This is a genomic window from Segatella copri, from assembly GCF_949820605.1.
In the GTDB taxonomy this organism is placed as follows: Bacteria; Bacteroidota; Bacteroidia; order Bacteroidales; family Bacteroidaceae; genus Prevotella.
In genome coordinates this window covers 217,436-244,143 of the sequence record NZ_CATKVU010000007.1, presented here as the reverse complement: position 1 = coordinate 244,143, position 26,708 = coordinate 217,436, and the positions used below count along the sequence as shown (strand labels likewise).

The 26,708-nt window shown below is 46.3% G+C and carries 12 protein-coding genes; all 12 read right to left on the bottom strand.

The genetic code is table 11. From position 1 onward, the window contains the following. Window positions 1-58 precede the first annotated feature (58 nt). Window positions 59-1,906 (bottom strand): RagB/SusD family nutrient uptake outer membrane protein, encoded by a 1,848-nt coding sequence (locus RCO84_RS15615; RefSeq protein WP_317585625.1) that lies wholly within the window; start codon window positions 1,904-1,906, stop codon window positions 59-61. Window positions 1,907-1,927: 21 nt separating this feature from the next. Next, window positions 1,928-5,179, bottom strand: a complete 3,252-nt coding sequence (locus tag RCO84_RS15610; protein ID WP_317585624.1) for a SusC/RagA family TonB-linked outer membrane protein — start codon at window positions 5,177-5,179, stop codon at window positions 1,928-1,930. A 21-nt stretch (window positions 5,180-5,200) separates the two neighbouring features. Further along, complete coding sequence (locus RCO84_RS15605; RefSeq protein ID WP_317585623.1) at window positions 5,201-6,997, bottom strand: RagB/SusD family nutrient uptake outer membrane protein; 1,797 nt, start codon at window positions 6,995-6,997, stop codon at window positions 5,201-5,203. A gap of 27 nt (window positions 6,998-7,024) precedes the next feature. Further along, window positions 7,025-10,114, bottom strand: a complete 3,090-nt coding sequence (locus tag RCO84_RS15600) for a SusC/RagA family TonB-linked outer membrane protein (RefSeq protein ID WP_317585622.1) — start codon at window positions 10,112-10,114, stop codon at window positions 7,025-7,027. A 20-nt stretch (window positions 10,115-10,134) separates the two neighbouring features. Then, window positions 10,135-12,027, bottom strand: a complete 1,893-nt coding sequence (locus RCO84_RS15595; protein WP_317585621.1) for a hypothetical protein — start codon at window positions 12,025-12,027, stop codon at window positions 10,135-10,137. 306 nt (window positions 12,028-12,333) lie between these two features. After that, complete coding sequence (locus tag RCO84_RS15590) at window positions 12,334-15,324, bottom strand: two-component regulator propeller domain-containing protein (protein ID WP_317585620.1); 2,991 nt, start codon at window positions 15,322-15,324, stop codon at window positions 12,334-12,336. A 315-nt stretch (window positions 15,325-15,639) separates the two neighbouring features. After that, window positions 15,640-15,837, bottom strand: coding sequence for a DUF6722 family protein (locus tag RCO84_RS15585; protein WP_118066256.1), 198 nt, complete (start codon window positions 15,835-15,837; stop codon window positions 15,640-15,642). A 314-nt stretch (window positions 15,838-16,151) separates the two neighbouring features. Beyond that, complete coding sequence (locus RCO84_RS15580) at window positions 16,152-18,077, bottom strand: glycoside hydrolase family 13 protein (RefSeq protein WP_317573174.1); 1,926 nt, start codon at window positions 18,075-18,077, stop codon at window positions 16,152-16,154. A gap of 24 nt (window positions 18,078-18,101) precedes the next feature. Next, window positions 18,102-20,072: a type I pullulanase gene (gene pulA / locus RCO84_RS15575; protein ID WP_317585619.1), complete on the bottom strand. Its 1,971-nt coding sequence runs from the start codon at window positions 20,070-20,072 to the stop codon at window positions 18,102-18,104. A 131-nt stretch (window positions 20,073-20,203) separates the two neighbouring features. After that, on the bottom strand, window positions 20,204-22,339 hold the full coding sequence (locus RCO84_RS15570) for a glycoside hydrolase family 97 protein (RefSeq protein ID WP_317585618.1): 2,136 nt from the start codon (window positions 22,337-22,339) through the stop codon (window positions 20,204-20,206). Between the two features lie 179 nt (window positions 22,340-22,518). After that, complete coding sequence (locus RCO84_RS15565) at window positions 22,519-25,194, bottom strand: 4-alpha-glucanotransferase (RefSeq protein ID WP_317573171.1); 2,676 nt, start codon at window positions 25,192-25,194, stop codon at window positions 22,519-22,521. Window positions 25,195-25,364: 170 nt separating this feature from the next. After that, on the bottom strand, window positions 25,365-26,705 hold the full coding sequence (locus RCO84_RS15560; RefSeq protein WP_144154998.1) for an MFS transporter: 1,341 nt from the start codon (window positions 26,703-26,705) through the stop codon (window positions 25,365-25,367). Window positions 26,706-26,708 lie beyond the last annotated feature (3 nt).

The following is a 26,708-nucleotide window of genomic DNA, read 5'->3' as shown; positions in this document are numbered from 1 at the left end:
TCTATGGTGTTTTCGCCATAGACCTCACCTAAAATATAATAATGTATATCGACAAAGATTACTTGCCGGTTGTTTCACCATCAGTAGTCTCGCCACCTTCAGTGTTATCTCCACCTTCAGTGGTGTCGTCCTTCTTTGGAGCATCTGAGAGTTCCCAACCTGCATTCTGTCCTAAGCTAGGAGTCTTCTTGTAAGACTCGTCTGGTACAGGTAAGAGATAGTTCTTTGGAGTAACGAACGCACGTGCAGGAATATCATTACGATAAGTATAAACCTGACTTTCATCAGGAGTAACCACGACATTGTAGAGATTGTAAACCTGCTTGTAGCGTGGCAAAGTCTTCTCAGAAGAAGGAGTCTGAGCATCAAACAACTTCCAACGACGTTCATCAAAGAAACGATGATCCTCAAAAGCAAGTTCTACACGGCGCTCATTACGGATACGCTCACGAAGCTGCTCTTTGGTCATGCCCTGATAAGCTGGCATACCTACACGCTTACGAACCTGATTGACATACTGGTAAGCAGCATCAGGACCCTTAGCCTCGTTTAAAGCCTCTGCTGCATTCAGGAGAATCTCTGCATAGCGGAAGATAGGGCAAGCTGTTACGTAATTAGTAGGATTCTTGTAACTCATATTATGAACGAACTTCTTGCTGTAGTAACCTGTTTTTGTACCACCATGAAGATCAGCATAATCCATACCGCCAACAGAAACATCAACGGCACGCTCTTCATCCTGACTTTTATCGCCCCAGATACTTCCATGATGGAAGATAGACTGTTCCAAACGTGGGTCACGGTTGGTATATGGATGCTGATCGTCATAACTTGGATCTTGGTCGATTGGTAAGCCATTGATTGTCTCGTAGGCATCCACCAGGTTCTGGGTTACATTAGTACGACCATGAGCATTGGCATTACCCTGGAAACCACAAGGAGCATTATTCAACTCCAATTGGTTAGTTGTCCACTCAGAACGGCTCAAGATATACTCGTTATTGAGGTGAGGAGTAGAAGTGAAACACTCATAGTAATTCTTACTAGGGTCACCAGTCTCTGTACCATCAGTAGTATACAAGCGGTAAGGATTAGCAGAGCTCTTATTGGCATTGATAAAAGCCAAAGCTGCATCAGCTGCCTCTTGCCACCAGGTTACATCATTTGTAATATTGTTGAGTGCAGAAGCACGATAGAGCAAAGCTCTCGACTTCAAGGCATAAACTGCAGCACCATTGATGCGTCCCCAGTTCTCGTTCTCATTACTATAACGGAAAGGGAGTGCACCACTCTGGATGATAGCATCACACTCATCAGCTACCCACTTCAGAGCCTCAGCGGCTGGAGTACGGGTAAGTGCGCCAGCCTCAGCCTGGGTCAACACATGGTCTTCGATAGGACAAGCACCGAAGTAGCTAATCAGATCGAAGTGAAGGATGGCACGGATAAAGCGTGCCTCAGCCTTGTAGCGGTCGTAGAGATGATTATCATCACCAGACTTTTCGGCATTACCAATTACGCTTTCACGAACCTTTGACAAGAAGTCGTTACATACACGGATACCAGCAAGGTCATTTTTCCAATAACGCTGGGCAAAATAATGGTTCTTTGAATTATATGTATCCAACTGAATACCTTTATAATAAAGACCATTCCAATAGCCAATGGCATTGTCGGTCATACAGTCGCGTGATGCACCCAAGGCATCATCCCATGTATAACCGGCGAAGGCATCAGGCAAATAGGTATAGGCATTTGCCAAGACACCACGGCTACGGTCGTAATTGCCATAGATGTTCTCATCAGTATAAGTCAAATCGACTTCCTTGTCGAGGATGTCGCTGCAGGAGGTCATACCTCCCACAGCCAGCATCGCCAACGATATATTTACTAATATCTTTTTCATATTCGTTTTTGATAAAATTGATTAGAAACCAATGTTAATACCAAATGTAAATGACTTTGTCTTTGGATACCACCAGCAGTAGCTCAATGGCTTCTCTGGGTCTACATCATCTGGCAGACTGCTGAAGGTGGCAATATTGTAAGCACTGAAGTAAATACGGCACTTAGTCATCCACAACTTAGAAATCAACTTAGCAGGCAAAGAGTATCCTACCTCAATATTACGGATAGACCAGAAGTTACCATTACGTACCCAGATATCGTTCTGATAAGAACCTGTATCACGGTCAGAATCTACTGCATCGAAACCACCCCAAACAGGACGTGGATAAGTAGCATTCACGTTACGAGGATCTGAAGGATCGTCGGTGTAGTAACCCCAAGCCTTGGTAACCTCGTGAGTACCCATGTTACTCCATCCGCTGTAGCCGATAGCTGGAGATAAGAATACTGAGCGGCGCAGATAAGCATTCACTATCATGCGTGCATCGAAGCCCTTATACTCGAAACCGAAGTTGAAGGTTGGAATCATCTCAGGAATAATGGTGTATGAATCTGGCACCATATCCTTTGAGTCGATCACGCGGTCACCATTGATATCCTTGAAGACTGCTGTACCCAACTGCTGCTTACCGTTAGAGAAGCTGTTGTATGGATACTTTTCTGGATGGTCAATGGCATCCTGCTGAGAGGTTGCAATCAGATTAGGATCTGAAGCCCACTGTTCGAACTTATAGATATTCCATCCACCTACGCGATTTGTACCTGTCTGCGCCTCCTGATAAATCTGAGCTACAGAGGTGTTGTCATAGATTCTATGACCAGCCTTGCGCTGCCACTCTACATCAGGTTCGGTCTCATCGATATCAGTAATTTTGTTGGTATTGAAAGTGAGCTGACCCTCGACAAAGTACTTGAAGTCTTTACCGATATTGCCACGATGACCGAGTACAAGTTCGTAACCGCGGCTCTCAACCTTACCATATGAATCCTGTGCCAATGGCACACCGAACACGTCTGATGAAACGTTAGAGCGATCTACCAGAATGTTTGAACGCCACTCCTTGAAGATATCGAAACTACCATAGAGTTTGCTGTTCCAGAGGTTCCAGTCAACACCGAGGTTTACCATCTTGGAGATTTCCCACTTACTGTTGGCATTACCGGTCTTGCTCTCAGCATAGCCATTCACAAAAGTTGCGTTATAACCGAAACCGTAACCAGTAGCTGAACCATAGATACTCTGATATGGGTAACGGCCTGCACCAGTGATTGACTGACCAGCCTCACCGTATGAAGCACGAAGCTTCAAGAGATTGATGAAACCAAGTTTCTTCATCCAGGATTCCTCAGAGAGTACCCATCCTGCTGATGCACCCCAGAAGGTTCCCCAGCGATCGTCTGGTGAGAAGTTGTCACATCCCATACGAGAGAGGTTGACTGAGGCGATATACTTGTTGGCATAGTCGTATGTTCCCTGGAAGTTGTATGCCAGATATCGGTTTGAAGATGCACTCCGCTGGGTTACGTAATCTGAACCTGCTTCCTCATTACGGTAGTAACGGGCAAAGGCACGGGCATCTACATTGTGCTTACCGAAACTGTTCTTATAACTTACACCACCAAACAGATTCAGGTTGTAGTAGTAACCACGCTGATTAGCTGATGGGTTGCTCAAAGCTTTCTTGGTTGTATATTTGGTATACTTGAACTGGCTGACATCTGTAATACCAGGAGTATCATAGTCGTAGTTCCATGAATCCATCTGAGCAGACTGTGTTGACTCGAAAGTCTCGTATGCATCGAAGCTGACTGTACCGAACAAACCTAAGCCCTTCAATACAGGACTCAAATCGTACTTGGCATTCAAGGTAGAATACAAGTTACGGCGACGGTTCTTCTCCAAACCGGAACCACCCAGGTAACGTACCGGGTTGTTGGCTGTAGATGAAGAATAGATACTTCCGTCAGGGTTATGGGTAGGAGCCATAGGGTTTGCCTCGATTACACCGAAGGTAACGAGGTTGAACACGCCCTCAGAAGGCTGAGAGATGTTATCAATACGTCCACCCAAGTCGAGAGATACGTTCAGATACTTGGATACATCGATATCGATATTAGAACGGAGATTCCAGCGGTTCAGTACGTGCTGAGTGCTGTAACCATCATTCATTTCAGTACCCTCGGTATTCCACATACCCTCCTGGCGCAGGTAAGAGAAGCTTACATAGTAGCGGGCACGCTGGTTACCACCACTGATCTGCAGATTGGTACGGTACTGTGGCGCAGCATCACGATACAACTGGTCTGCCCAAGATGTATTGAAGTACTGGTACTTGCGGATATCATCATCGGCGAACTGGCCACCATCGCATACAAACTTATAGTTGTCGAGCTGTTCCTGGGTGTACATCGGATCCATACCGCTCAGATAGCGTACCTGGTTGCGGGTCAATGCCATGTTGTAAGAGTTCTGAACCTCCATCTTGTTGGCGAGGGTCTGGAAACCGACTTCCTGAGTGAAATCAATCTTAGTCTTACCGGCATTACCGCGCTTGGTGGTTACCATAATTACACCATTGGCACCACGCATACCATAGATAGAAGAAGCGGCAGCATCCTTCAGTACGGTGATGCTCTCTATAGGATAAGCATCGAGGAAGGAGAGGTCACGCTCTACGTTGTCCACGATAACCAGTGGAGAACGGGCACTCTGGTTGGTGGTACGGATACCACGGATAAAGAGGAAGCTCTCCGACCATCCTGGCTCAGAAGACCATTCGTAGGTCTGCACACCATTCAGTGTTGAGGTGAAGGCATTCTGAAGAATGGTAACAGGATGCTTCTGCAATTCCTCGCCTGAAACAACCGAACGGGAATCAGTCAAGATTTTCTTTTTCTGCTCGCCGAAAGGAACAGGAGCGAGATGCTCATACTCGTCAGCATCATCTTCCATCTTGATGACGTATGTACCGTCAAAAGTTGTCACCTTCTCCTGCGCATTCTTGTAACCTACGCTACTTACGCAGATTTCATCGCTAGGAGTTACCTTCTTCAATGTAAAGTAACCTTCCTTGTCGGTCAGGGCAATGCGGCTTTCCTCTGCCACGTTGACAACAGCTCCAGGGATTGGTTCACCCTGGCTGTTGACGATTCGGCCTTTGAGCACCTGCTCCTGTGCCAAGACTGAGCTTGAAGCACAGAGAAGTGCACTCAGCATCAAGACTTTGCTTGATGAAGATACCTTATTATATATATTCTGAATATTATTCATACGATTCTATCATTAAAAGAGTTATTCTTTCCAACCATCGTTCTGGAAGTCCTGACCAATCTTCCAAACCTCAGCCTCTGGGATTGGATAGAGGTAGAACTTGTCTTGCCACTTGCGCTGCTGGGCTACCTTACGGGTAATAGTGCCATCTGCTGCCACGTTTACACCGTAGATATCACGGCCGAGCGCATCGCCTGCTACATTCCAGCGACGTACATCCCACCAGCGGTGCTCCTCGAAAGCGAGTTCGATGGTACGCTCCTTGTGGATGAAATTGCGCATAGCTGTCTGGGAATTCAAGTCTGCACGATCGGCAACATTGCCGATGATACCGCCACGATGACGAATCTGGTCGAGCAGGGTGCAAACCTGTGTCTTGTTGCCTGCATAGTCAGCCTCGTTCAATGCCTCAGCATAGTTCAGAAGCAGTTCGCTATAGGTAAAGATCTTCCAGAGGCGCTTGGCTGTACCGCTGTGGTTGCTGCTCAGGATGGTCTCAGGAATATACTTGCGTACATAGTAACCTGTTGGAGTAGCATTCTGGTTACCGATAGGATTATCGCGATGACCATAAACCACATCAATGACATTGGTCTTGGTGCTGGTAGCCTGACCCCACTCACAACCATTGTAAAGAATGGTAGCTGCGAGGCGTGGATCACGGTTTTTCCACATCTTCTGCTCTGTATAACCGCTCTCTTCGTTGATGACAGGCTTGCCGTTTACATAAACCGGAGCACCTGTTGCATCATACTGCTTGAAAGGAGCTGAACCATCTTCCATATCATACATATCGACGAGGTTCTGACTTGGGCAAAGACCACCCTGTCCACCTTCACCTACAGGAGTATCGGTAGAAATACCGCTCCAACCGATGGCTACATCGTTGCGGAAGAAGATAACCTCAGGGTTCTTGTCGGTATAAGTGTTGAGCAACCAGGCATTGTTGTAGGCTGCTACACCACCGTTGGTACGGTCTTCCAATCTATAATTCTCACCATAGTCAGCGATGAAGCCCGCAGCTGCGTCTGCTGCCTGCTGCCAGGTAACACCGCTCTGTGCTGAGTAGCGTGGACTTGCCATGTAGAGCATCATGCGAACATAGAGGGCACGTGCTGTAGGCTGGTTCACCTCTCCTGCATAGGTAGCATCGTTGGTCTCTGCGTAAGTCTTCAGACTGCTCTCGCATTCCTTTACCTCCTTGAAGAGATAATCCATGAAGGTCTTGAGGTCAGGGCGCTCTGTATAACCTGTCATCAGGTCACCGTTAGGATCGAGCTCGGTAGTTACCAATGGCACCGGACCGTAACGGAGGAACAGTTCCCAGTAGAAATAGGCACGGAGGAAACGGGCCTCTGCAATATAGTTTGCCTTACGTGAATTGTAAAGTTCTACGTCAATATCTGCAGGGCGAAGCTTGTTCTCGGTGTCCTGCTCCAATGTGTTGATGGTGATATTGCACTTGCGGATACCACGATAGCGGCTCTCCCAAGGAGAAGTCAGCTCTGCTGCACCGCCACCTCCATAATAGTTACCGATATTGAATGTGGTACGTGTACCTGATGTACCGATACTTGACTCTGCCAGGTCGGTAGCTGCATCCATCCATGAGTTGTTCACACGGTTGGCACCGCGAAGCAGGAAGTTGTAAGTATCGTTGTGGTTCTCTTCCAACAGAGTGAAGTTACCCAACACCTCAGCTTTTGTCAACTCATTGCTTGGCTGCTTGTCGAGGAAATTGCCGAAGGCGTCTTCGCAAGAGGTGAGCGTCATTGCTCCCATAACGAGCGCCAAAGCAAATATACTATATTTCTTCATTTTCGATTCTTTTTGAATGTTCTTGAATTAGAATACGACATTGAAACCTACGTTGACGGTCTTCAAGAGTGGGTAACGGTTTGAACCGTTGCTCTCTGGGTCAACCAAGTCGTCGAGATGATCCCATGTAAAGAGGTTGTTGGCATTGATGTAGAAGCGGGCATTGCTCATACCGACATGCTTGATCAACTCCTTAGGGAATGTATAGCTCAACTCGATGTTCTTCAGACGGACGAATGAACCGTTCTTCAGGAAGAATGAGTTCTGGCGCTGGTTGTGGTCACCGTTGCTTCCGTAATGGAGCAATGGATATTCTGCTGTTGCCAGGTTCTCTGCCTCGCTCTTTGCAGGGTTCCAGCGGTTCAGGTGGATATCCTTTACCTTACCGTTGTTCTGGAAGGCGAACATCGCATCGCTGTCGTAGTAACGGGATACATGGTCTACACCCTGGAACATTACTTCGAAACCGATGCCCTTATAGTTGGCGCCGAGTGTCAGAGCGTATGTGTTCTCTGGAATATCGCTGTAGCCGATGAATGTCTCATCACGGTCATCGATGAAGCCATCGTTATTCATATCCTTGTACTTCAGGTCACCAACCTTTACGTTTCCGTAGGTTGATACAGGGAAGTTAGGATTATCCAAGTCGGCCTGTGTTACGAAGCCCTCGCATACCAGACCGAAGTACTGGTTGATTGGGTGACCTTCGCGCTTGCGGTAAGCGGTCTTGTAAGCAGGCTCATCCATATTCTTGATCTTGTTGGCTGCATGAGAGAAGGTTGCACCGATATTATAGGTGAAGTCCTTACCGATGTGGTTGAAGTGATGGAGCTCCAACTCGTAACCCTTGTTCTGGGTCTTACCGAGGTTTCCGGCTGCCATCGTTACACCTACCCACTGTGGACGGCTCAAGTACTCGGTCAGGATATCGTTACGGTTCTCAACGAAGTAGTCGAAGTTACCGGTCAGCATACCGTTGAACAAGCCAAACTCCAAACCTACGTTGAACTTCTTGGCACGCTCCCATGTTACACCATAGTTAGGATACTGGCTCTCGAAAATACCGGTTTTACCAGTATTACCGAAGTAGTAATCGTTGGAAATCTGGTTCCACTTCTCCTCATAGAGGAAGCGCTGAGCCACACCACCTACGGTATAAACGTCGTTACCAACCTCACCGTAAGATGCACGGATCTTCAGGTTGTTCAACCAGTTTTCTGTTGGCTTCATAAACTCTTCCTGAGTTACACGCCAACCGAGTGAGAATGCTGGGAAGAAACCGAAGCGTTTGCCCTTGAGGAAGTTCTCTGATCCGTTGTAACCAACGTTAACCTCAGCCAAATACTTGTCATCATAACCGTAAGTTACACGACCTACGAGACCCTGATAGCGCTTAGCCAGGTCTGAATTGTAACGGTAGTCGTTCTGGTTGTAAAGTACCATACCGGTAACATCGTGCTTACCAAACTTGCGGGCGTAGTTGATCTGACCCTCCATATAGAGCTTGTAAGTAGTAGAAGAGCCCTTAGAGTAAGCCAGGTCGCCGTCTACATTATATTTGGTATAAGCATCTGCACTTGTAAAGTTGTTACGGTCGTTCAATTCGTAAGTTGCAAAAGCAGCTCCGAATGTCTTCTTGTAATATGAGTCGTAGTCGAACGAAACCATACCGCGGGCAGAAAGACCAGGAGTCAACCAGTCCATCTTGTAGTCTGCGATGAAGTTGGTCTCATTGATGGTATTGGTTCCGCGATAGTATCCACCCTTGGCAAGGGCAGCCACTACGTTGTCCTGATATACGGCTGTACCACCATAGAGAGTCTTGGTTGTCTCACCATTCTGTACCTCATAAGATACTGGGAAGATCCAACCTGGAGTATGGTTGATACGTGCGAAGATATCATAGTTGGTAGAACTCTCGTTGGTGTTAGAACCATGACGGTTCTCGAAACGTGTACCGAAGTTTACGCTGAATGTCAAATCCTTAGAGAGGAAGAAGTCCATGTTGGCACGGAAAGCGTAACGGTTGTAACCAGGGCTTGAAGAGTTGCCGTAGGTATCCTGGCTGAGGTTCTTGATCAGAGAACCCTGGTTGTAGATTTCACCAGATACATAGTAGTGCATACGCTTCGTACCACCACGTACACTTACATTATAGCGCTGAGATGGAGCCCAGTTGTTGAGCACCTCATCATACCAGTCTACATTAGGATAGAGAAGCGCATCAGCACCTATCAATTCGCCGGCACAGCTCTTGCGGTACATCTCGATGTCAGAAGCCGAATACTGTGATGGAAGACCATCGTTCTTCAGAGCCTCCTCAAGGAGAGTAACAGAGTCGTAAGAGTTCAAGTAGTGAGGCTTACGGGTTGGAGTACCCCACATGAAGTTGCTGGTCAAACTAACCTCTGGCTTCATATCCTTACCACGCTTGGTAGTAACGAGGATGACACCATTCGCACCACGCACACCATAAACGGCTGTAGCAGAAGCATCCTTCAATACAGAGATGCTCTCGATATCATCAGGAGCCACCTGAGAGAAAGCACGCTCTACACCATCTACCATGACCAAAGGAGCACCATCGCCAGCGAAGGTTGCACGACCACGGATGTTGATGGTAGCATCATCGGCACCAGGAGCACCAGATACCTGGGTTGTTACGACACCAGGAATCTTACCGGCAATAGCCTGTGTAACGTTGGCTGTAGGGGTATTCAAGAGGTCGTCTGAACTAACCTGAGAGATAGCACCTACGACACTCTCTTTCTTCTGATGACCGTAACCAACGACTACGACCTCATTGATTTTCTGACTTTCGTCCTTGAGAACCACCTTGATATTACGCTGATTGCCTACACGGATGTTCTGAGCAACCATACCGATATAAGAGATTTTCAAAGTAGCGTTCTCGTTCTTCACCTGAATCTTAAAGTTACCGTCGAAGTCTGTAACAACACCATTGGTTGTCAATGCTTCCATAACAGTAGCACCGATGATAGGCTCACCCGATTCATCTGACACATTACCTGATACGGTAACCTGTGCTGATGCTCCTAAAGTAAGGAGCACCAGTGTCAGGGTCAAGAATAACTTATGCAATATGTTATTGTTCATTGTTTATTCTATTTTGGTTATTATTCTGCAAAGTTAGTATTGAACCATGGATATGTTCTAACCTGCTTGATAACTTGATAAGACTTTTCATTTGTCAAGAAGACATAAAGCGGTTTACCCTCAAGTCCATCAACAAAGAAAGACATCTGAGGCAAAGACTCTCCCTGAGCTGTCACAACATCAGCTGTCATATCAACTCTATCACCAACACGTTTGAAATCAAGAGTAACAGTAGCACCATTAATATCTGTCTTCCAAGTATCCCAATTGTAGGTAGCTGTTACATTATCTCCTTTCGTTGGTATATTAGCTCCCCATGTCCAAGCATCTGCTCTACAAACTGCATACTCTAAATATCCAGCCTCACCAAAAGGAGTGTTTGTGAATGCAACTACATAATTTTCCCAATTCGCTCCACCTGCAGTTGTATTGACAAATTGAATTGTCAAACGTGAACGCTCTGCAGAAAGGTCATACATTTCAGATTTCTTATCAAAGAATGCTGAAGAATTATCATCAGAACCGATTGTATATGCACCATCTTTATAATTAACAGATGTATAAGTCTCGGCCTTTTCAAATGTCAAGAATGACTTTTCTAGAGTTACAAAAGTACCCCATTCTTCTGTAGGAGCTTCCTTTTGAGTATCAAATGTACAAACTGGTAGTTTAGAACCACTTGCAGTTGTCACATATTGTTCAACATGGAACATTTTACCAGTACGAGTAACATAAAGGTCTACTGTTGCTCCCTTCATATCAGCAATCCATGAATCCCAATTATAACTTGCAGAAACGCCTTGATCCTCGCCATTGAGGAGTGAACCCCAACTCCAAGCATCACCACGACATATCTCATATTCAATATATCCATTATCGCCAAAAGCTACACCATTTGTTATGGCAAGAACCCATGTTTCATAATTTTTTGCAGCATTATTATTGCAAGTAAAACGGTAATGAACAGTACCATTACCTTTCATTTGAATATTTGGAGTTTTAGGATCAAAGAATCCGGAACTAAAATCTTCATTACCGATAGATTCTTGTTCTTTCCAAATGAAACCGCTACCTCCATTACCACCAATGGTCTTGTTCCAATCCTTCTCTTCCATCATGTTACGGATCAGGGTAACATTGTCGATAGATACGGTGTTGGTCTCTTCGGCTGTCAACTTGCTGTCTCCACCTATATATATATAAGGTAAAGAGTTGATGGAATCAACCAAAGTCTTGTACTTGAAAGAGGTAGCACTTGATGATGTCTGATAACCAGAAAGGCTCTTCTTGCCATCTACGTAGAGCTGGTAACCTTCAGTAGAAAGCTGAAGGGCTACGAAATGCCACTCATTAGGAGAGAGAATACCTGTCTTCACAGAAGCAGGATCATTCTCATTCAGGTTCAAACTCTGCAACTGGGTAGGCTTGTTGTAAACCACCTGACCATTGGCAGTGATATAGAAGTGAGCACTGATATCATTACCAGCTAGATCCTTCTCATCTGAACCAAATGAGATAAGAGGTCGTGTCAAGTCAACATCAGCGACTGTTCCGTCCTCAGCTACGGCTGCATCAATCTTTACAGCGAAAGTGATGGCAGCACCATTTTGCAACTTCACACCATTGAAAGGATTGGCAATCTTGGCACCACCCTTACCATTGATGTGCAATACATTACTTGCGAGGGTCTCATCATTGGTCACCTCACATGACTCATCGTGACTTATCATGTCTGAATACTCAGGTTTCTCTTCTGAATACTCAAAGTCATAAGTTGCCACTGTTGTCTTAGATGGGTAAATCTGTACGCCAGCAGGATCATCCTGTCGGCCCCAGTCATCACCACAAGCAGTGAAACTTAATGCCACCATGATAGCACAAGCAAACGAAAGTAAAGTTTTTCTTAACTTCATAACTTAACGCCTTTAGGTTGTTTGTTTACTATTCAAATAGGTTATTTAAAATTCTTAAATCCTTTTTCAGTGGCAAAAGTACAATTAATCGGATTATATAGGGTGGACAAATGGGTTTTATAGGTGGACAAAACGCATAAACAGTGGATTTTTAAGGATATTACGTGCTTATCCACCAGTTGTGTACCCACACATACAAAACAAGGGGTTACTTGACTTATATCAAGTAACCCCTCGGTTTTATTTTATTTGCTTAACAAATTATCACATCCAGGAACATTATTTCTCCGAAGAATCCAAGGAGAACTATGCCATATCTGAACCCTGAGAATCCAACTGATCCTTATATGCAGTCGGCGAGATGCCAAACTGCTTGGTGAAGCAACGGGTGAAATACTTCGGATCGTTGAAGCCTACACGGTAGGCTATCTCCGTGATATTTCGGTTGGAAGTTTTATCAGCCATCATCTTGCGCGAGATGTCGAGACGGTAGTTGCGGATAAACTGGGCTGTTGGCAAACCTGTCTCCTTGGAGAGATTCTTGCTCAGTACACTGCGGGATATACCCAAGGCATCTGCCAGTTCCTGTACACCAAACTCCGAATTATCGTAATTCTTCTCCATCACATCCATCACTTCTTCCATGAATGGACGCATAGTCTCCTCTACCATCTTCCTGTCAGCCTCAATGCTCTTTATCTGACTGTCCTGATAACGCTTCTGGTTCTGCAGAATCATCTGGATGCGACTCTGCAGCTTTTCAGGTTCATCACTTTCCTTCATCGCAGCCTCGATAGGACGGTACAAAGCCTCAACTTCCTCTTCGCGCATCTTGTTGAGACGGCGCACATAAGCATATTGGAGCAAGGCGATGATACCTATTATAATAAGGGTAACAAACCACCAGCTCTTCCAGAAATAAGGAGTAATCTGAACTTCTACAGAGATCACCTGCTCCTTGTCGGAATTGATAGATGGGATATATTTCACCTCAAACTTATAGTCTCCAGCTGGCAGAGTGGAATAACGCACACTATGCTGACCAGCCTTGAGTTGAACCCACTCATTCTCGTATCCCTTCATGCGATAGAGATATACACCCTGACTCTCGCTGCCATAATTGAGCGCTGAGAAAAAGAGGGTGAACGACTTATCACTCTCATGGATACGCAACTTTCTGGCAATAGAAATGTCTTCTTCCAGATAATCGCTGCCAGTAAAAACAGGCTGGTTATCTACCAGAAGTTCGGTAAAGCACAACTTACCCGTCTGATGCACAGAACGGTTTATGCCCTTTACAGCCATCATACCCGTATCGGTGCCCAGGAATATCTCGCCCTTGGCATTGCGGATGGCTCCATTGAAATAGAACTGCGAACTAATCAGACCGTCTTCACGGGAGAAACTGCAGAATGCCTCGGTCTTCGGATTGAAGATAGAGAGTCCGTTATCGGTAGCTATCCACAACATACCCTGGTTATCCTCTACAATACCCTTCACGATATTGTTGGCAAGTCCGTTATTGGTGGTATACGACTTCACTTGAGTCTTTCCGTTTTTATCGCTGGTATAGCAATACAGACCGTAGCCGTTACTGCCCATCCATATCTTTCCATCCTTAGCCTGGCAGAAAGACAATATCTTATCGAAGACTCCACTCTTCGGATTGTCGAGTTTATACTGATGATACGTCACAGCGAAATCGCCCTTGCCATGAGCACGCGACTTGAGGTCGACCTCTACCATTCCCCGCACACAACCCATCAGGAGTTTGCCCTTTCGGGTTATCAGAGAGCCAATGCAGCCGCGCACATTCTGGCATCCCCTGAAAGGTTCTATGAGTTGGCGGCGCTTCATATCATAGAAGAAGAGACCGTCATTGGTGCCGAGCCACATACCATCATTGATAGGATCGTAAGTCAAAGCACCGGCAAAGTTGAGTAAATGCTGATGCTTAGCATCAACCACCAGAGGAATAATCTTGCCCGGCTGACTGAGATTCATCACTGCAAAACCCCTTCCCCAGGTACCAATCCAGAGTTGATTGCGGTTATCAGCTGCAAGAACCGAGACGGTATTATGCGGCAAACCGGAATTTGCCACCGTATAATGAACAAAGTTCATGCTGCCTGGAGTCAAGGCATTGAGACCTCCCTCTACTGTTCCTACCCACAGGGTTCCGTCGGCTGCCGCATACATGGAATTGACGGCGTTGGGAGAGATACTGCCCGGGTTGGCGGGGTCGTGACGGTAGAATTCCAAATTCAGCTGACGTGGAGCCAGTTTGATAACACCACCCGTCTCAGAGCCTACCCATATCTGTCCGTTCTTTGAGAAAAGACTGTTGATAAAGTTGCTGCTCAGCGGATTCACAGCCGTAGCAGTGTTCCAATGTTCTATCTCTCCGGTCTTATCATTGAAGATATCTACGCCACAGAGCGTTCCTACCAGAAGTTTGTCATCTGGAGAAACGGCAAGGCTCGTCACTACTTCGTGCTGGAGCGAATGGTCGGTAGCAGAGCAATGGAATTCCTGCTTGCCACTATTAAACAATCCGCGATTCGTACCCATCCATATCTTGCCATGATAATAAATAAGCGCCCCCCCATACCGACCTTCGAGCAGAGGGAACAGGGATGAGATGTTCTTTGCCACAAGCTGATTGTTCTTCACAGAAAACTCGCTCACCACTCCATTGTTGCATAATACAACCGTTCCTCTGCGATAGACATCACAGATTCCGAGGTCGGGAGCATTATAAGGATAGGATGTAGACAAGACGCTGTTCACCTCGCCCTTTTCGTTAAAGCCGAAACGGGTAAGCTGGTTGAAAGAAAGCATCCATATATTGCCCTTTGCATCACAATATATTCGGGTGCAAAGGTTCTTGAATACTTTGTTGAGTTGTGCCTCTACCTGGCTGTTCTCACAAGGTGGAACAACAGGCTGCATAGTATTGAGGTCGAGCACCTGCGGACCTTCTTCGAAAGCCACCCAAAGGCGCTTGAACGGATCTTCGCAGACATTACGGCAACTGTTGCTTCGCAGACTGATTCCTACAGACCCCAAACCGAAGTTCATGAAATTGAAACCATCGTAGCGCACCAGTCCACCACCATGCGTACTGATCCATACGAAGCCGTAGGAATCCTGAAAGATATCATCAGCAAAATTATTCGGCATACCTGCAGCCATATTGAGATAGCTTACATTATAGCGACTAGGCAGCCCACCTTGCGCCCAACTGCTCAAGGTTATGAAGAGAATGCTTATTATAGAAAGAATGTATCTAATCATTAACTATTCTTTTGCTCTTTTTTATCTTCTATCTTAACGTAAATGAAAGAACCAACAGCAATCAAAGCCAGAAATATATACATTCCTAATAATCCGTAATCCATATTATTGCCTTTTCTGTTCTTTGCGATCATCAATTTTGGCATAAATAAATATTCCTGCTGCCAAAAGCAACAAAAAGCCATACATAATAAACAATCCTGTATCCATACTTATTTCTCCTGTCTTTTTCTATCAGACATTTTAGAATAAATAACTAATCCTGTTGCGAACACAGCAAGGAAAATATACATTGCTAATAATCCATTACTCATTTTACTTCCCTTTCTTATTTTTATCTTTTCCTTTTTTAATTAAATAATATCCCAATGCAAACAATAGAACAGCCAATAAGACTGCACCAATAAATGACCACCAGGAATCATTATCTTTACCAAACATTTGCGATAAGATATAAGCAGTAATTATATACTTGGATATATCTAATAGCCATTTGCCTATTTCTTCATCCATTTTTATTAAGTTTTTATACTTCTGATTGCAAAAGTACGAAGAAAAAATGAAACGAAAGAATTTTTATCAAGAAAAAAACGTTCCTAGAAGTGTAAATTTACAACTCTAGGAACGTTCATATAGGAATATACTTGCTTCAGCATACTCAAGTGCTTGAACCAGTTAACGGAGTCGAATGCATCGGCCAACGGAGTCGAATGTATCTGCCAACGGAGTCGAATGCATCGGCCAACGGAGTCGAATGCATCTGCCAACGGAGTCGAATGCATCTGTCAACGGAGTCGAATGCATCTGTCAACGAAGCTACTTGCGTTTTAGAACTCAAGAATCATGCTCTGGCGAGGACGGAGCTTCACGTTCTTGTTGATAAGAATGGTGCGACCGTTTGTAACATCCGTAGCCTTATCATGAGAACCGATAATCTCTGCATAACGGGAAACATTCAGCTCGTTTGCCTCGTTCTTGCCGTTAATAACCGTCATCACATTCTTACCCTTATACTGGCGGGCAATTACGTAAACACCCTTCTGAGGACAGAACTGGGTCTGCTTGCCCTTGGTAATCACTTCATTGCCCTGACGCCAGTGCAACAGGTTGCTGAGCCAGTTGAACATCTGGTTTTCTGCCTGTGTTCTACCTTCGGCAGTAAAGGCATTGTGCTTATCACCAGCCCAACCGCCAGGGAAGTCCTTGCGTACATTGCCATCGGTTACACTCTTGGTACCGTTCATCAGCACCTCTGTACCATAATAGAGCTGAGGAGTGCGGTTGATGGTAAGAAGCAATGACAGCGCTTGCTTCAGAGCCAGGGTATCCTTGCCTTCACCCAGGAAGCGGTCGGTATCATGATTCTCGATGAATGCCATTACGCTCTTTGGATTAGGATAGAGATAATCATAGCAGAATACATTGTAGAGACGGTTCATGCCGTTCCACCAGTCATCGGTCTCCTCTTTCTTTGCACTGTTGATGCGGTCGAAGAAGGCGAAATCCATAACGGTTGGCAGATAGCTGTTCTTCTCAGAAAGTTTGCTGTCCTTCTGCCAGGCTGCAGTATAGGCAGGTTCGGTTACCCAAGTCTCGCCTACGGTATTGAAGTGAGGATACTCCTCGCCCAGCACCTTCATCCAGTGTGCCATTGCATCGCGGTCGGCATAAGGATAGGTATCCATACGGATGCCGTCGATACCAGCGCTCTCTATCCACCACTCGCTGTTCTGAATCAGATACTTGATAACGTGTGGGTTGCGCTGGTTGAGGTCAGGCATAGTTGGAACAAACCAGCCGTCTACGGTTTCTGTGAGATCAACCTTGCTGGCGTATGGGTCAAGTACCGGAGTCAGCTTATAACTGGTCTGCAGATACTTATCGTTCACCTTAGCAGCGCCATCCACCGTACCGATGTTCTTCTGATGCTCGGCAGTCTGATTTTCAGGAGCCAGCCATTCTGGTTTATTAAACCAGTCTTTAGATGGCATATCGGCAACCCAAGGATGCTCGAAGCCGCAATGGTTGAAAATCATATCCATCACAATCTTCAAACCTTTCTTGTGAGCCTCATCTATCAGCTGCTTATAATCGGCATTGGTTCCGAAACGTGGGTCTACACGATAATAATTGGTGGTAGCATAACCATGATAACTGCTGTTCTTGCCGTTACTTGGACTGTCGTTCTCCAAAACCGGGGTAAACCACAGAGCGGTTACACCCAACTGGTTAAAATAATCCAAGTGCTGGCGGATTCCCTCCAGGTCGCCACCATGTCGCAGACTAGGCTCTGCACGGTTGCAAGTCTTATCACGCATCGTCTTAAAGGCATCATTCTTCAGATTGCCGTTGGCGAAACGGTCTGGCATCAGCATATAGAGCACATCTTCATTAGAGAAACCGATGCGCTTATCGCCCGCCATCTCACGATTCTTCAACACATACTTCACCTTCTTCGACTGTTTGCCCTGCTTGAAGTTGAGGGTCATCTCTCCAGCCTTTGCTCCATTGAGGTTAAGATAAACCAGAAGATAATTAGGAGAATCAAGGCGGGCGATGCTGTCTACCTTTACACCCGGATAGTCTACCGTTACATCGGCATTCTTGATATCCTTGCCATACACCATCAACTGGAGCGAAGCATCTTTCATGCCCACATACCAGTCGGTAGGTTCAATGCGGCTTACGTTAACTGCCGCGTTCATACTTATTGCGCTACCCATAAGCACTAATGAAGCTATTATCTTTTTCATATTACACCTTATTATATATATAAACTATTTCTGATAAAGAATCAAGGCTGACTGAGGGGCAACCTCAACTTCCTTTCCCGAAACAAAGCCTAAGCCTTCCTCATTGATTATACCATTGCAGCAAGCCACGGTATAATTACCCTCAGGAATCTGCATCTTCTTTGCCTCCTTATTGAAGTTATAGATCACGATGATGTTCTTCCAAGCATCAATGCCCTCCAGATTCTTGAGCTGGAAACCTACGAGGCAAGTCTGCTTGTTGTCATTGGCATCCTGACTAGGCAGGAACTCCAGATGCTGACGTACCTTATCGCCTGTAGAAAGACGGAAGGCTGGATGATTCTTGCGGAGCTGGATCAGACTCTTGTAATAAGCAAACGCCTGCGGATATTTCTGCAGATTGGTCCAGATAAACTGGTTGATGCTGTCAGGAGAATTATAGCTGTTGTGTACTCCCTTCTTGTCGCGGAGCATTTCTTCGCCGGCAAGGATGAAAGGAACACCCTGTGAAGTGAAGACGCAGGTCTGCGCAAGCTTATCGATGCGGAGCAACTCGGCAGTACGTATCGCTTCAGGGATATTCTTGTCGGTAAGAGATGCAATGCTTGCCTTCAGACGGTCTACCAGACACATATCGTCGTGGCAGCTTACATAACTGATCTGCTCGGTAGGATTGTTGGTCCAAGGCTTCTTGTCATAGTTCACCTTTGTCATATCCACCTGCGGATGGGCAATGCCACCCACAATACCGAACTTCAGACTCTCCTCCTGACCAGTAAGACCAGCCAGGAGCGCACCCTGATGGTCATCAGAGAAAGGACCACGGAGCGCATCGCGCATATCATCGCTGAAAGCACCGATACCCTTGAGCTGCTGGGTATTCGCCTTCACCGCCAGTTTCTCGGTAGGATAAGCACAACTGCCTGCACTCCATCCCTCACCATAAATATAGATGCTAGGATCGATGCGGTTTACCATCTCACGGATAGCCTGCATGGTTTCGATGTCATGAACGCCCATCAGGTCGAAACGGAAACCGTCGATATGATATTCGTCTATCCAGTATTTCACGCTCTCCAGCATAAACTGACGCATGAGAGGCTTTTCAGAAGCAGTCTCGTTGCCACAGCCTGAACCATCAGAATACTTACCATCCTTGGTCTTGCGATAATAATAATCAGGATAGGTACGCTGGAAATTGCTGCCGTTGATATCGAAAGTATGGTTATATACGGCATCAAAAATCACTCGGATGCCTGCCTTATGCAGCGCCATCACCATCTCCTTGAACTCCTTGATACGGGTTGCTGGAGAATAAGGGTCGGTAGCGTAACTGCCTTCCGGCACATTATAGTTCTTCGGATCATAACCCCAGTTGAACTGTGGTTTGTCGAGTCGGGTCTCATCTATAGAAGCGAAATCGAATACAGGCTGGAAGTGGATGGCGTTGATGCCCAGATTCTTGAGGTATTCGATGGCCTTAGGCTCGGTGAGGGCGAGATATTTACCCTTATATTTCAAACCAGATGTAGGAGAAATGGAGAAATCACGCACGTGAAGCTCGTAGACAATGAGATCGGCTGGCGATTTCAGGGCAGGACGTACGTCCTTATCCCATCCAGATGGATCGGTATCATACAAATCTACAATGGCGCCACGGTTTCCGTTCACACCTACTGCTTTGGCAAATGTACCTGGTGTTTCACCCTTGCCAATATCAAAGGTATAGAACTTTCCCTTGAGGTCGCCCTTGACTGTAGTCTCCCAGCGTTCATCTCCCAACTTATTCATTTTCAGCGTTTTATAAGCCTTTCCTCCCTGTCCTTGCTTATAAAGTCGGAGGGTTACAGAAGACTTTTGGGCTGTTGGAGCATTCAGGATAAACATGGTTTTCTCCTTGGAATACATCATCTCATTGAATGTCTGCTGCGCATTCAATGAAGTTGGTAAAATGGTTGCTGTCAATGCTGCAATTATTAGTTTTTGGATATTCATATTGTTAAGTTATTGTTATACAGTACATTAAAGCGAACTGAGCGAAGAAAACTGTGACAGATTATCTACGCTCATTTTTAGCGTATTTCCGACCAACCGGACAGTTGGACGGAAATACAGAAATTATAGGCTTATTTAGCGAGCAAAGAGATGGCGAAACCACCACCACGTGCTTCATTAATCTTCAAAACATCACCCTTCTTCACAGTCTTGTGGATGATCTGATAAGATTTAGGGTTCTTCTCGTAGTCAGCATTCTTGCCGTCCTGATAAATAGCGCAAGCATACTTCTTGCCCTTATCCAGGAAGTCGAGTTTTACTACAGCTGTGCGGGCTGCATCAGTCTTACCGCCTACAAACCAGTTGTCGGTTCCCTTTGCCTTGCGGGCTACGGTGATATACTTGGCTGGCTCTGCCTCCAGATACTTGGAGTCATCCCAGTCGCAAGCTACGTCGCGGATAAACTGGAAGGCATCATCGTACTTCTCATAATGCTCTGGAAGATCGGCAGCCATCTGCAAAGGACTGTACATTACGAGATAGAGAGAAAGCTGACCACAGAGAGTGGTATGAACATAACTCTTATTGTTGCTCCACTCAGAAAGCTTGGTCTCGAAGATACCAGGAGTATAATCCATCGGACCACCCTGCAGACGGGTGAATGGCAACATTACGGTATGATAAGACTTGTTACCGCCAAATGCCTCATATTCTGTACCACGTGCACTCTCGTTGCCAACCAGGTTAGGCCAGGTGCGGCAGATACCTGTAGGACGGGTTGCCTCGTGGGCATTCACCATGATATGATGCTTGGCAGCGGTCTCGATGACACGCTGGTAGTGATTATTCATCAACTGGCTGTAGTGATACTCACCTCTTGGGATGATATCTCCCACATAACCGGTCTTCACGGCATCATAACCATATTTGTTCATCAGGTTGAAGGCATCTTCCAGGTGGCGCTCGTAGTTGAGAGCTGCAGAAGATGTCTCGTGGTGCATCATCAGCTTCACACCCTTAGAGTGAGCATATTCGTTGAGCATCTTGATATCGAAGTCAGGATATGGAGTCACGAAGTCGAAAACATCGAGCTTCTGATGACCGAACCAGTCTTCCCAACCTTCGTTCCAGCCTTCTACCAATACTTCCTGCAAACCGTTCTTGGCAGCAAAGTCGATGTAGCGCTTTACTTCCTCGTTGGTTGCACCATGGGTACCGTTAGGCTTGCACTTGCTGTAATCAGTTACACCGAGGCGAACAGAAGGCAAGTCGTTGGTATAGCTCCAGGTCTTGGTGCCTACAATCATGTTCCACCATACACCGCAGTACTTGGTAGGATGAATCCAGGATGTATCCTTAATCTTGCAAGGCTCGTTAAGGTTCAATGTCAACTTGCATGAAAGCATATCACGTGCATCATCACTTACCATCACGGTACGCCAAGGGGTATTGAATGGTGTCTGGATGAATCCCTTTCTGCCTACGGCATCAGGAGTGAGCCAAGACTCGAAAGTCAATGTTTTCTCATCCAGATTGAGGTGCATGGTAGGATAATCCAGGCAGGCAGCCTCATGAATGTTGATGTAGAGCCCGTCCTTGGTCTTCATCTGGAGAGAGGTCTGAACACCAGTATCAGAGAAGACGGTGGTAGATGAATTGCTCTTGTAAGCTTCACGGTTTTTCGCAATAATTGGGCGGATGCCTGTCAATGGAGTAATGTTGTAATCATACTCCTGTGTATCATAATCACCAGGAATCCAGTAAGCGGTATGATCGCCTGCCATGGCAAACTGGGTATGCTCCTCCTGGATGACAAAATAATTCAGACTTTCCTGTTGTGGGAACTCATAGCGCAAGCCCATACCATAATCATATACACGGAAACGGATGGTAATGTTACGCTTAGAAGCAGCCTGGTTCAGGTTTACCTCCATCTCGTTATAGTTATTGCGGATGGTGGCAGTCTCGCCCCATACCGGCTTCCAGGTTTCATCGAAGGTCGATGTCTTGCTGCCGGTTTCAGTAAAACCATCCATCAGGCTGGTTTCCTCCATACCCTTAGAGGCATGTTTATCCTTAGCCAGTTCCAATCCTAAGTGGGATGGCTTACATACAGTCTTTCCCTTATAGCTCATCTCATAGGTAGGCTGTCCCTTTTCGGTCAAAGAGAATGTTACCGAGACGTTGCCGTTAGGTGATTTAACGGTCTGGGCTGCTGCCAACATAGGAAGCAAGAGGCCCATCACTAATACATTCAGTTTTTTCATACTGTTCAGTCGTTGTTTATTCTTGTTTTTGAATCTTCGTTAGTTTATCTCAATCATTATCTGTTTATTCTTAAGATAGTGCAAAGATACAAAAAACAAAAATACCCTCCACGTTTTGGGAGGGTATTTTTCTGCAAATGAGTGTGCAAACGTTTGCACGGCATATATAATCATGTTAGTTAGACTCTTCCAGACTGCGAAATCATCTCTGTGATATTCTGCACGAAACGCTTGTCAGCAGCCAGATCCTCTATGTTGAGGTGCATGCGGTAACGCCAGTAATGCTTAGGGTTAGCCGGGATATTGATACGCTCAGCATCAGCATCAGGCAGACGGAGAGCCTCATCGGTAGCCAACCAGTCCTGGATGCTCAATATGCAGAGCATGGATGGAGAGGTAAGATGGCGGCTGATGATGTCGCTAGCCAACCAGCCTGGGAGTGGATGAGGTGCTGGTCCCTGACGGTAGAGCATCGTATTGTAATACTCCTGGGTACGCTGGACATTCTCATCCCACCACATACGCAGAGTAGGCATATCGTGGCTCGAAATAGTACATACCGAGCGGTATGGGTTACGGCTCAGATGTCCGAACTTAACCGATGGATCCTTTGGCATGCTTTGGAGTTCCAGACTCAATATCTTCAACTCGTCCATTACCCAAGGCACACAGTCTGGCACCATGCCGAGGTCTTCGGCACAAACCAGCATGCGGGTAGCCTGAACCAGCTTAGGCAACTTTTTCATCGCCTCCTGATACCAGAACTGGTTGTTGCGGCGATAGAAATAGTCGTTGTAAAGGCGGTTGAACGCAGCCTTGTCATTATCATAGAGCGACTCGTAGATAAAGTCGAGCTGGGCTGAGATACGTGGATGGAAGACGCCAGGGTTGGTATGATCACGCACAAAGAGTACATCGCTAATCAGGGCATACAAGCCATCACGCAGCCAGAGTTCCTTCTCATCTGTTACATCAGCAAAGAGTGCCTCTACCTTGCGCTGGGTATCTACCTCTGGTTTCATCTGATAACGCTCGTCATCCAGACGGTCGAGATACTTCTCCTTTACCTCGCCGGCACGCTCATGGAACACACGGTTCAATACCCAATCGGTAATGAACGGACGGGTAAAACGGTCTTCCTGGAAGTGCAAACCATAGCTTTCTATCTCTTCACGGCTCATGGCAAGCGCCGGTGCAAACTGTCCGAGCAATCCATGTACGCTATGTACCGGAATCTCCCAGATACGGAAGAAGCCCAATACGTGGTCGATGCGGTAAGCATCAAAATATCTTGCCATGTTCTGGAAACGGCGGTTCCACCACTGGCAGCCATCCTTCAGCATCTCAAACCAGTTATAGGTAGGGAATCCCCAGTTCTGACCATTGACAGAGAAGTCATCAGGTGGAGCACCCGCCTGACCATTGAGGTTGAAGTATTTAGGTTCCGTCCATACATCGCAACCATTGCGGTTTACGCCGATTGGAATATCACCCTTCAAAATAACGCCCTTAGCCTTGGCATGCTCGTGAGCCTCCTGCATCTGGCGGTCCAGTACGAACTGTACGAAATAGAAGAACGCCACGTTCTTGTAAGCAGCAGTCTTAGGGTCGGCAAGCGCCTTGCGCTCAGCCTCATCCCATACCTGATGATCTGGCCACTGATTGAAATCAGCCGTACCATTCTTATCACGCAGGTATGAATACTGTGCGTAAGGAACCAGCCACAGTTCAGTATCCTGGAAGAAAGCCTTATATTCGGCTGTCTTCATCATCTTTTCACCTTCCTGATTGAAGATTTGGCGCAAGTAATTTATCTTGAAATCATTTACTTTCTCGTAATCTATCTTATCCAGTGCGTTCAACTCAGCACGTGTCTTCTCAGCCTCAGTACGAGCCTTAGCATCCTTCAGCTCAGGGAGAGCATGGAGGTCGGCATACTGCGGATGAATAGCGAAGACGCTGATGCAGCTGTATGGATAACTGTCGGTCCATGTATGAGTGATGGTGGTATCATTGATAGGAAGGAGCTGGAGTACCTTCTGACCGGTAGAAGCCACAAAATCAATCATGGTCTTCAGGTCACCAAAGTCACCGATACCGGCACTCTTACGGGTACGCAATGAGAATACAGGCACCTGCGTTCCGGCAAGTTTGCGGTTATAGAGAGCGAAGAATGCCTGGTCGAGTTCATAAGATACCAACTCACCTGCCTTCATCTCCGGCAAATCCACGGTTCTGTTCATGCTGGTTTCCCAGAGAAGCTCGTTCTTCGCATTTCTGAAAGCAACGAACTTAAACTCCAGATGGCTGCCCTCAAGATGAGTCGCATCAATATCAGCAACCCATTCATTATAGGTATGCTGAGTCATCGGAAGAATCTTCTGCACATCCCAGGCACCCAATGCTTTATCTGCACCCAATACACCCAGACGCTCACCATCGCGAAGCTGAGGAGCACGGACTATCAGACGCACAATCTTGCTGCCCGTTTCCGGCTTCATCTCCTGTGGAGCCTGATGATTAATACAATCGGTAAAGGCACTGCTGTAGAGGTAAGCATCCTCAGGCATAGCCTTCCAATGATCGTAAAGGGTATAAACCGCAGCCTTCCTGGCATTTACATCGAGCTGATGCTTAATCATAAGCCATTCGGTCTTGACTGCTCTTCCTTCACGTTCTACACTATAATAATAGGTATACGATTTTTCTGGTGATTCAACACACCAGTCGCATGCCCACATTTCCCCATCTGAGGTCTGGAGTGGAAGCTTCAGAACTTCCTCTCCACTCTGGATGTTAACAGCGATATGCTCACCAAACATCACTCTATAATCTATATTAAACTGTATTGTCATAAGACTCTTAAAGGCTCTTGAAAATGTTATAATTTATGTTTGATGCTACAAAGGTAAGAAAAACGAGCGAAAAACGTATCTGAAATTTGCATATTTTTTTCTCACAAATCGTGCAAACGTTTGCACAACCCTTACTCCGTAGAAACAATCAATTAATCGTTCATCTCATTTTATTCTGATTTCTTATCCTTGATGATACTCACAGACAGCGCACCCGCAATCAGCAGGATACCTGCCACAATCATCATATCGCTCTGATGAGAACCCACCAGACTCAGGACAGTTCCACCGCAGATGGCAGCCACAATCTGAGGGATACAGATGGTTCCATTAAACAGACCGAGATAAGCACCCATGTGACCATATCCCTGCAAAGCATTGGTAACAAAGGTGAAAGGCATCGCCAGCATGGCTGCCCAACCGGCACCAATCATCAGGAACGGAATAAACTGCAGATACTGGTCATGCAGGAAAGGTATCAGGGCAAAACCCACACCGCCGATAACCAGACTGACAGCGTATGCCACCTTCGTATCCTTAAACTGAGGGAGAATCACAGCCCAAACTACACTACCTACCGCCTGAACTGCAAAGAGAATGCCCACCCAGTTGCCTGCCTCCTGAAATGCTTCAGAAGCAGGATCGGTCGTATTCCATACGGTTTCAGCGATGGCTCCCGTAGAATAATTCCAGAGATAAAGGAAACCAGCCCAGCAGAAGAACTGAACCAGTCCCACCTTCCAGAAGGTAGATGGCGCCTTGCGCAGCAAAGTAATCCAACCAGCCTTGTCTTCAGAAGCCTCAGCATTAGAATTCTTCACTCCTCCCTCTTCACTCTTCGCTTCATTATAGTCCGCATACTGCTGTGGATTCCACTCTTTCACCTTCATTGTGGTGTAGATAACACAGAGAATCAGGATAGCCGCACCGATATAGAACGACCAGATAACAGAATCAGGAACCACACCCTTCTCAGCATAATTCTTGATACCGAGGAAGGTAAAGAGGAATGGGAAGATATATCCGGCTACAGAACCGGCATTGCAGAGGAAACTCTGGATAGAGTAAGCCTTTGCCTTCTGTTTTTCATTTACCATATCGCCTACCAGCATCTTGAACGGCTGCATCGCCATGTTGATGCTCGTATCGAGGAACATCAGCGCTATCAGTCCGAAGAGCATCGCACCACTCACGGTCAGTCCGAGCGAACCGGCGTTCGGCAGCAGGCACATCACCAGGACGGCAATCGTAGCACCCACAAAGAGATAAGGGATGCGGCGACCGAAGCGGCACCACGTCTTATCGCTCAACGTGCCCACGATAGGCTGAACCAGGATTCCCATCAGAGGTGGGAGAATCCAGAAATAACTCAAGTTGTGTGGGTCAGCACCCAACGTTGCAAAGATTCGGGAGATGTTGGCGCTCTGTAGGGCGTAGGCAATCTGTACTCCGAAAAATCCGAAGCTCAAGTTCCAGAGCTTCCAGAAACTTAAATCAGGTTTTTGTTTCATCGT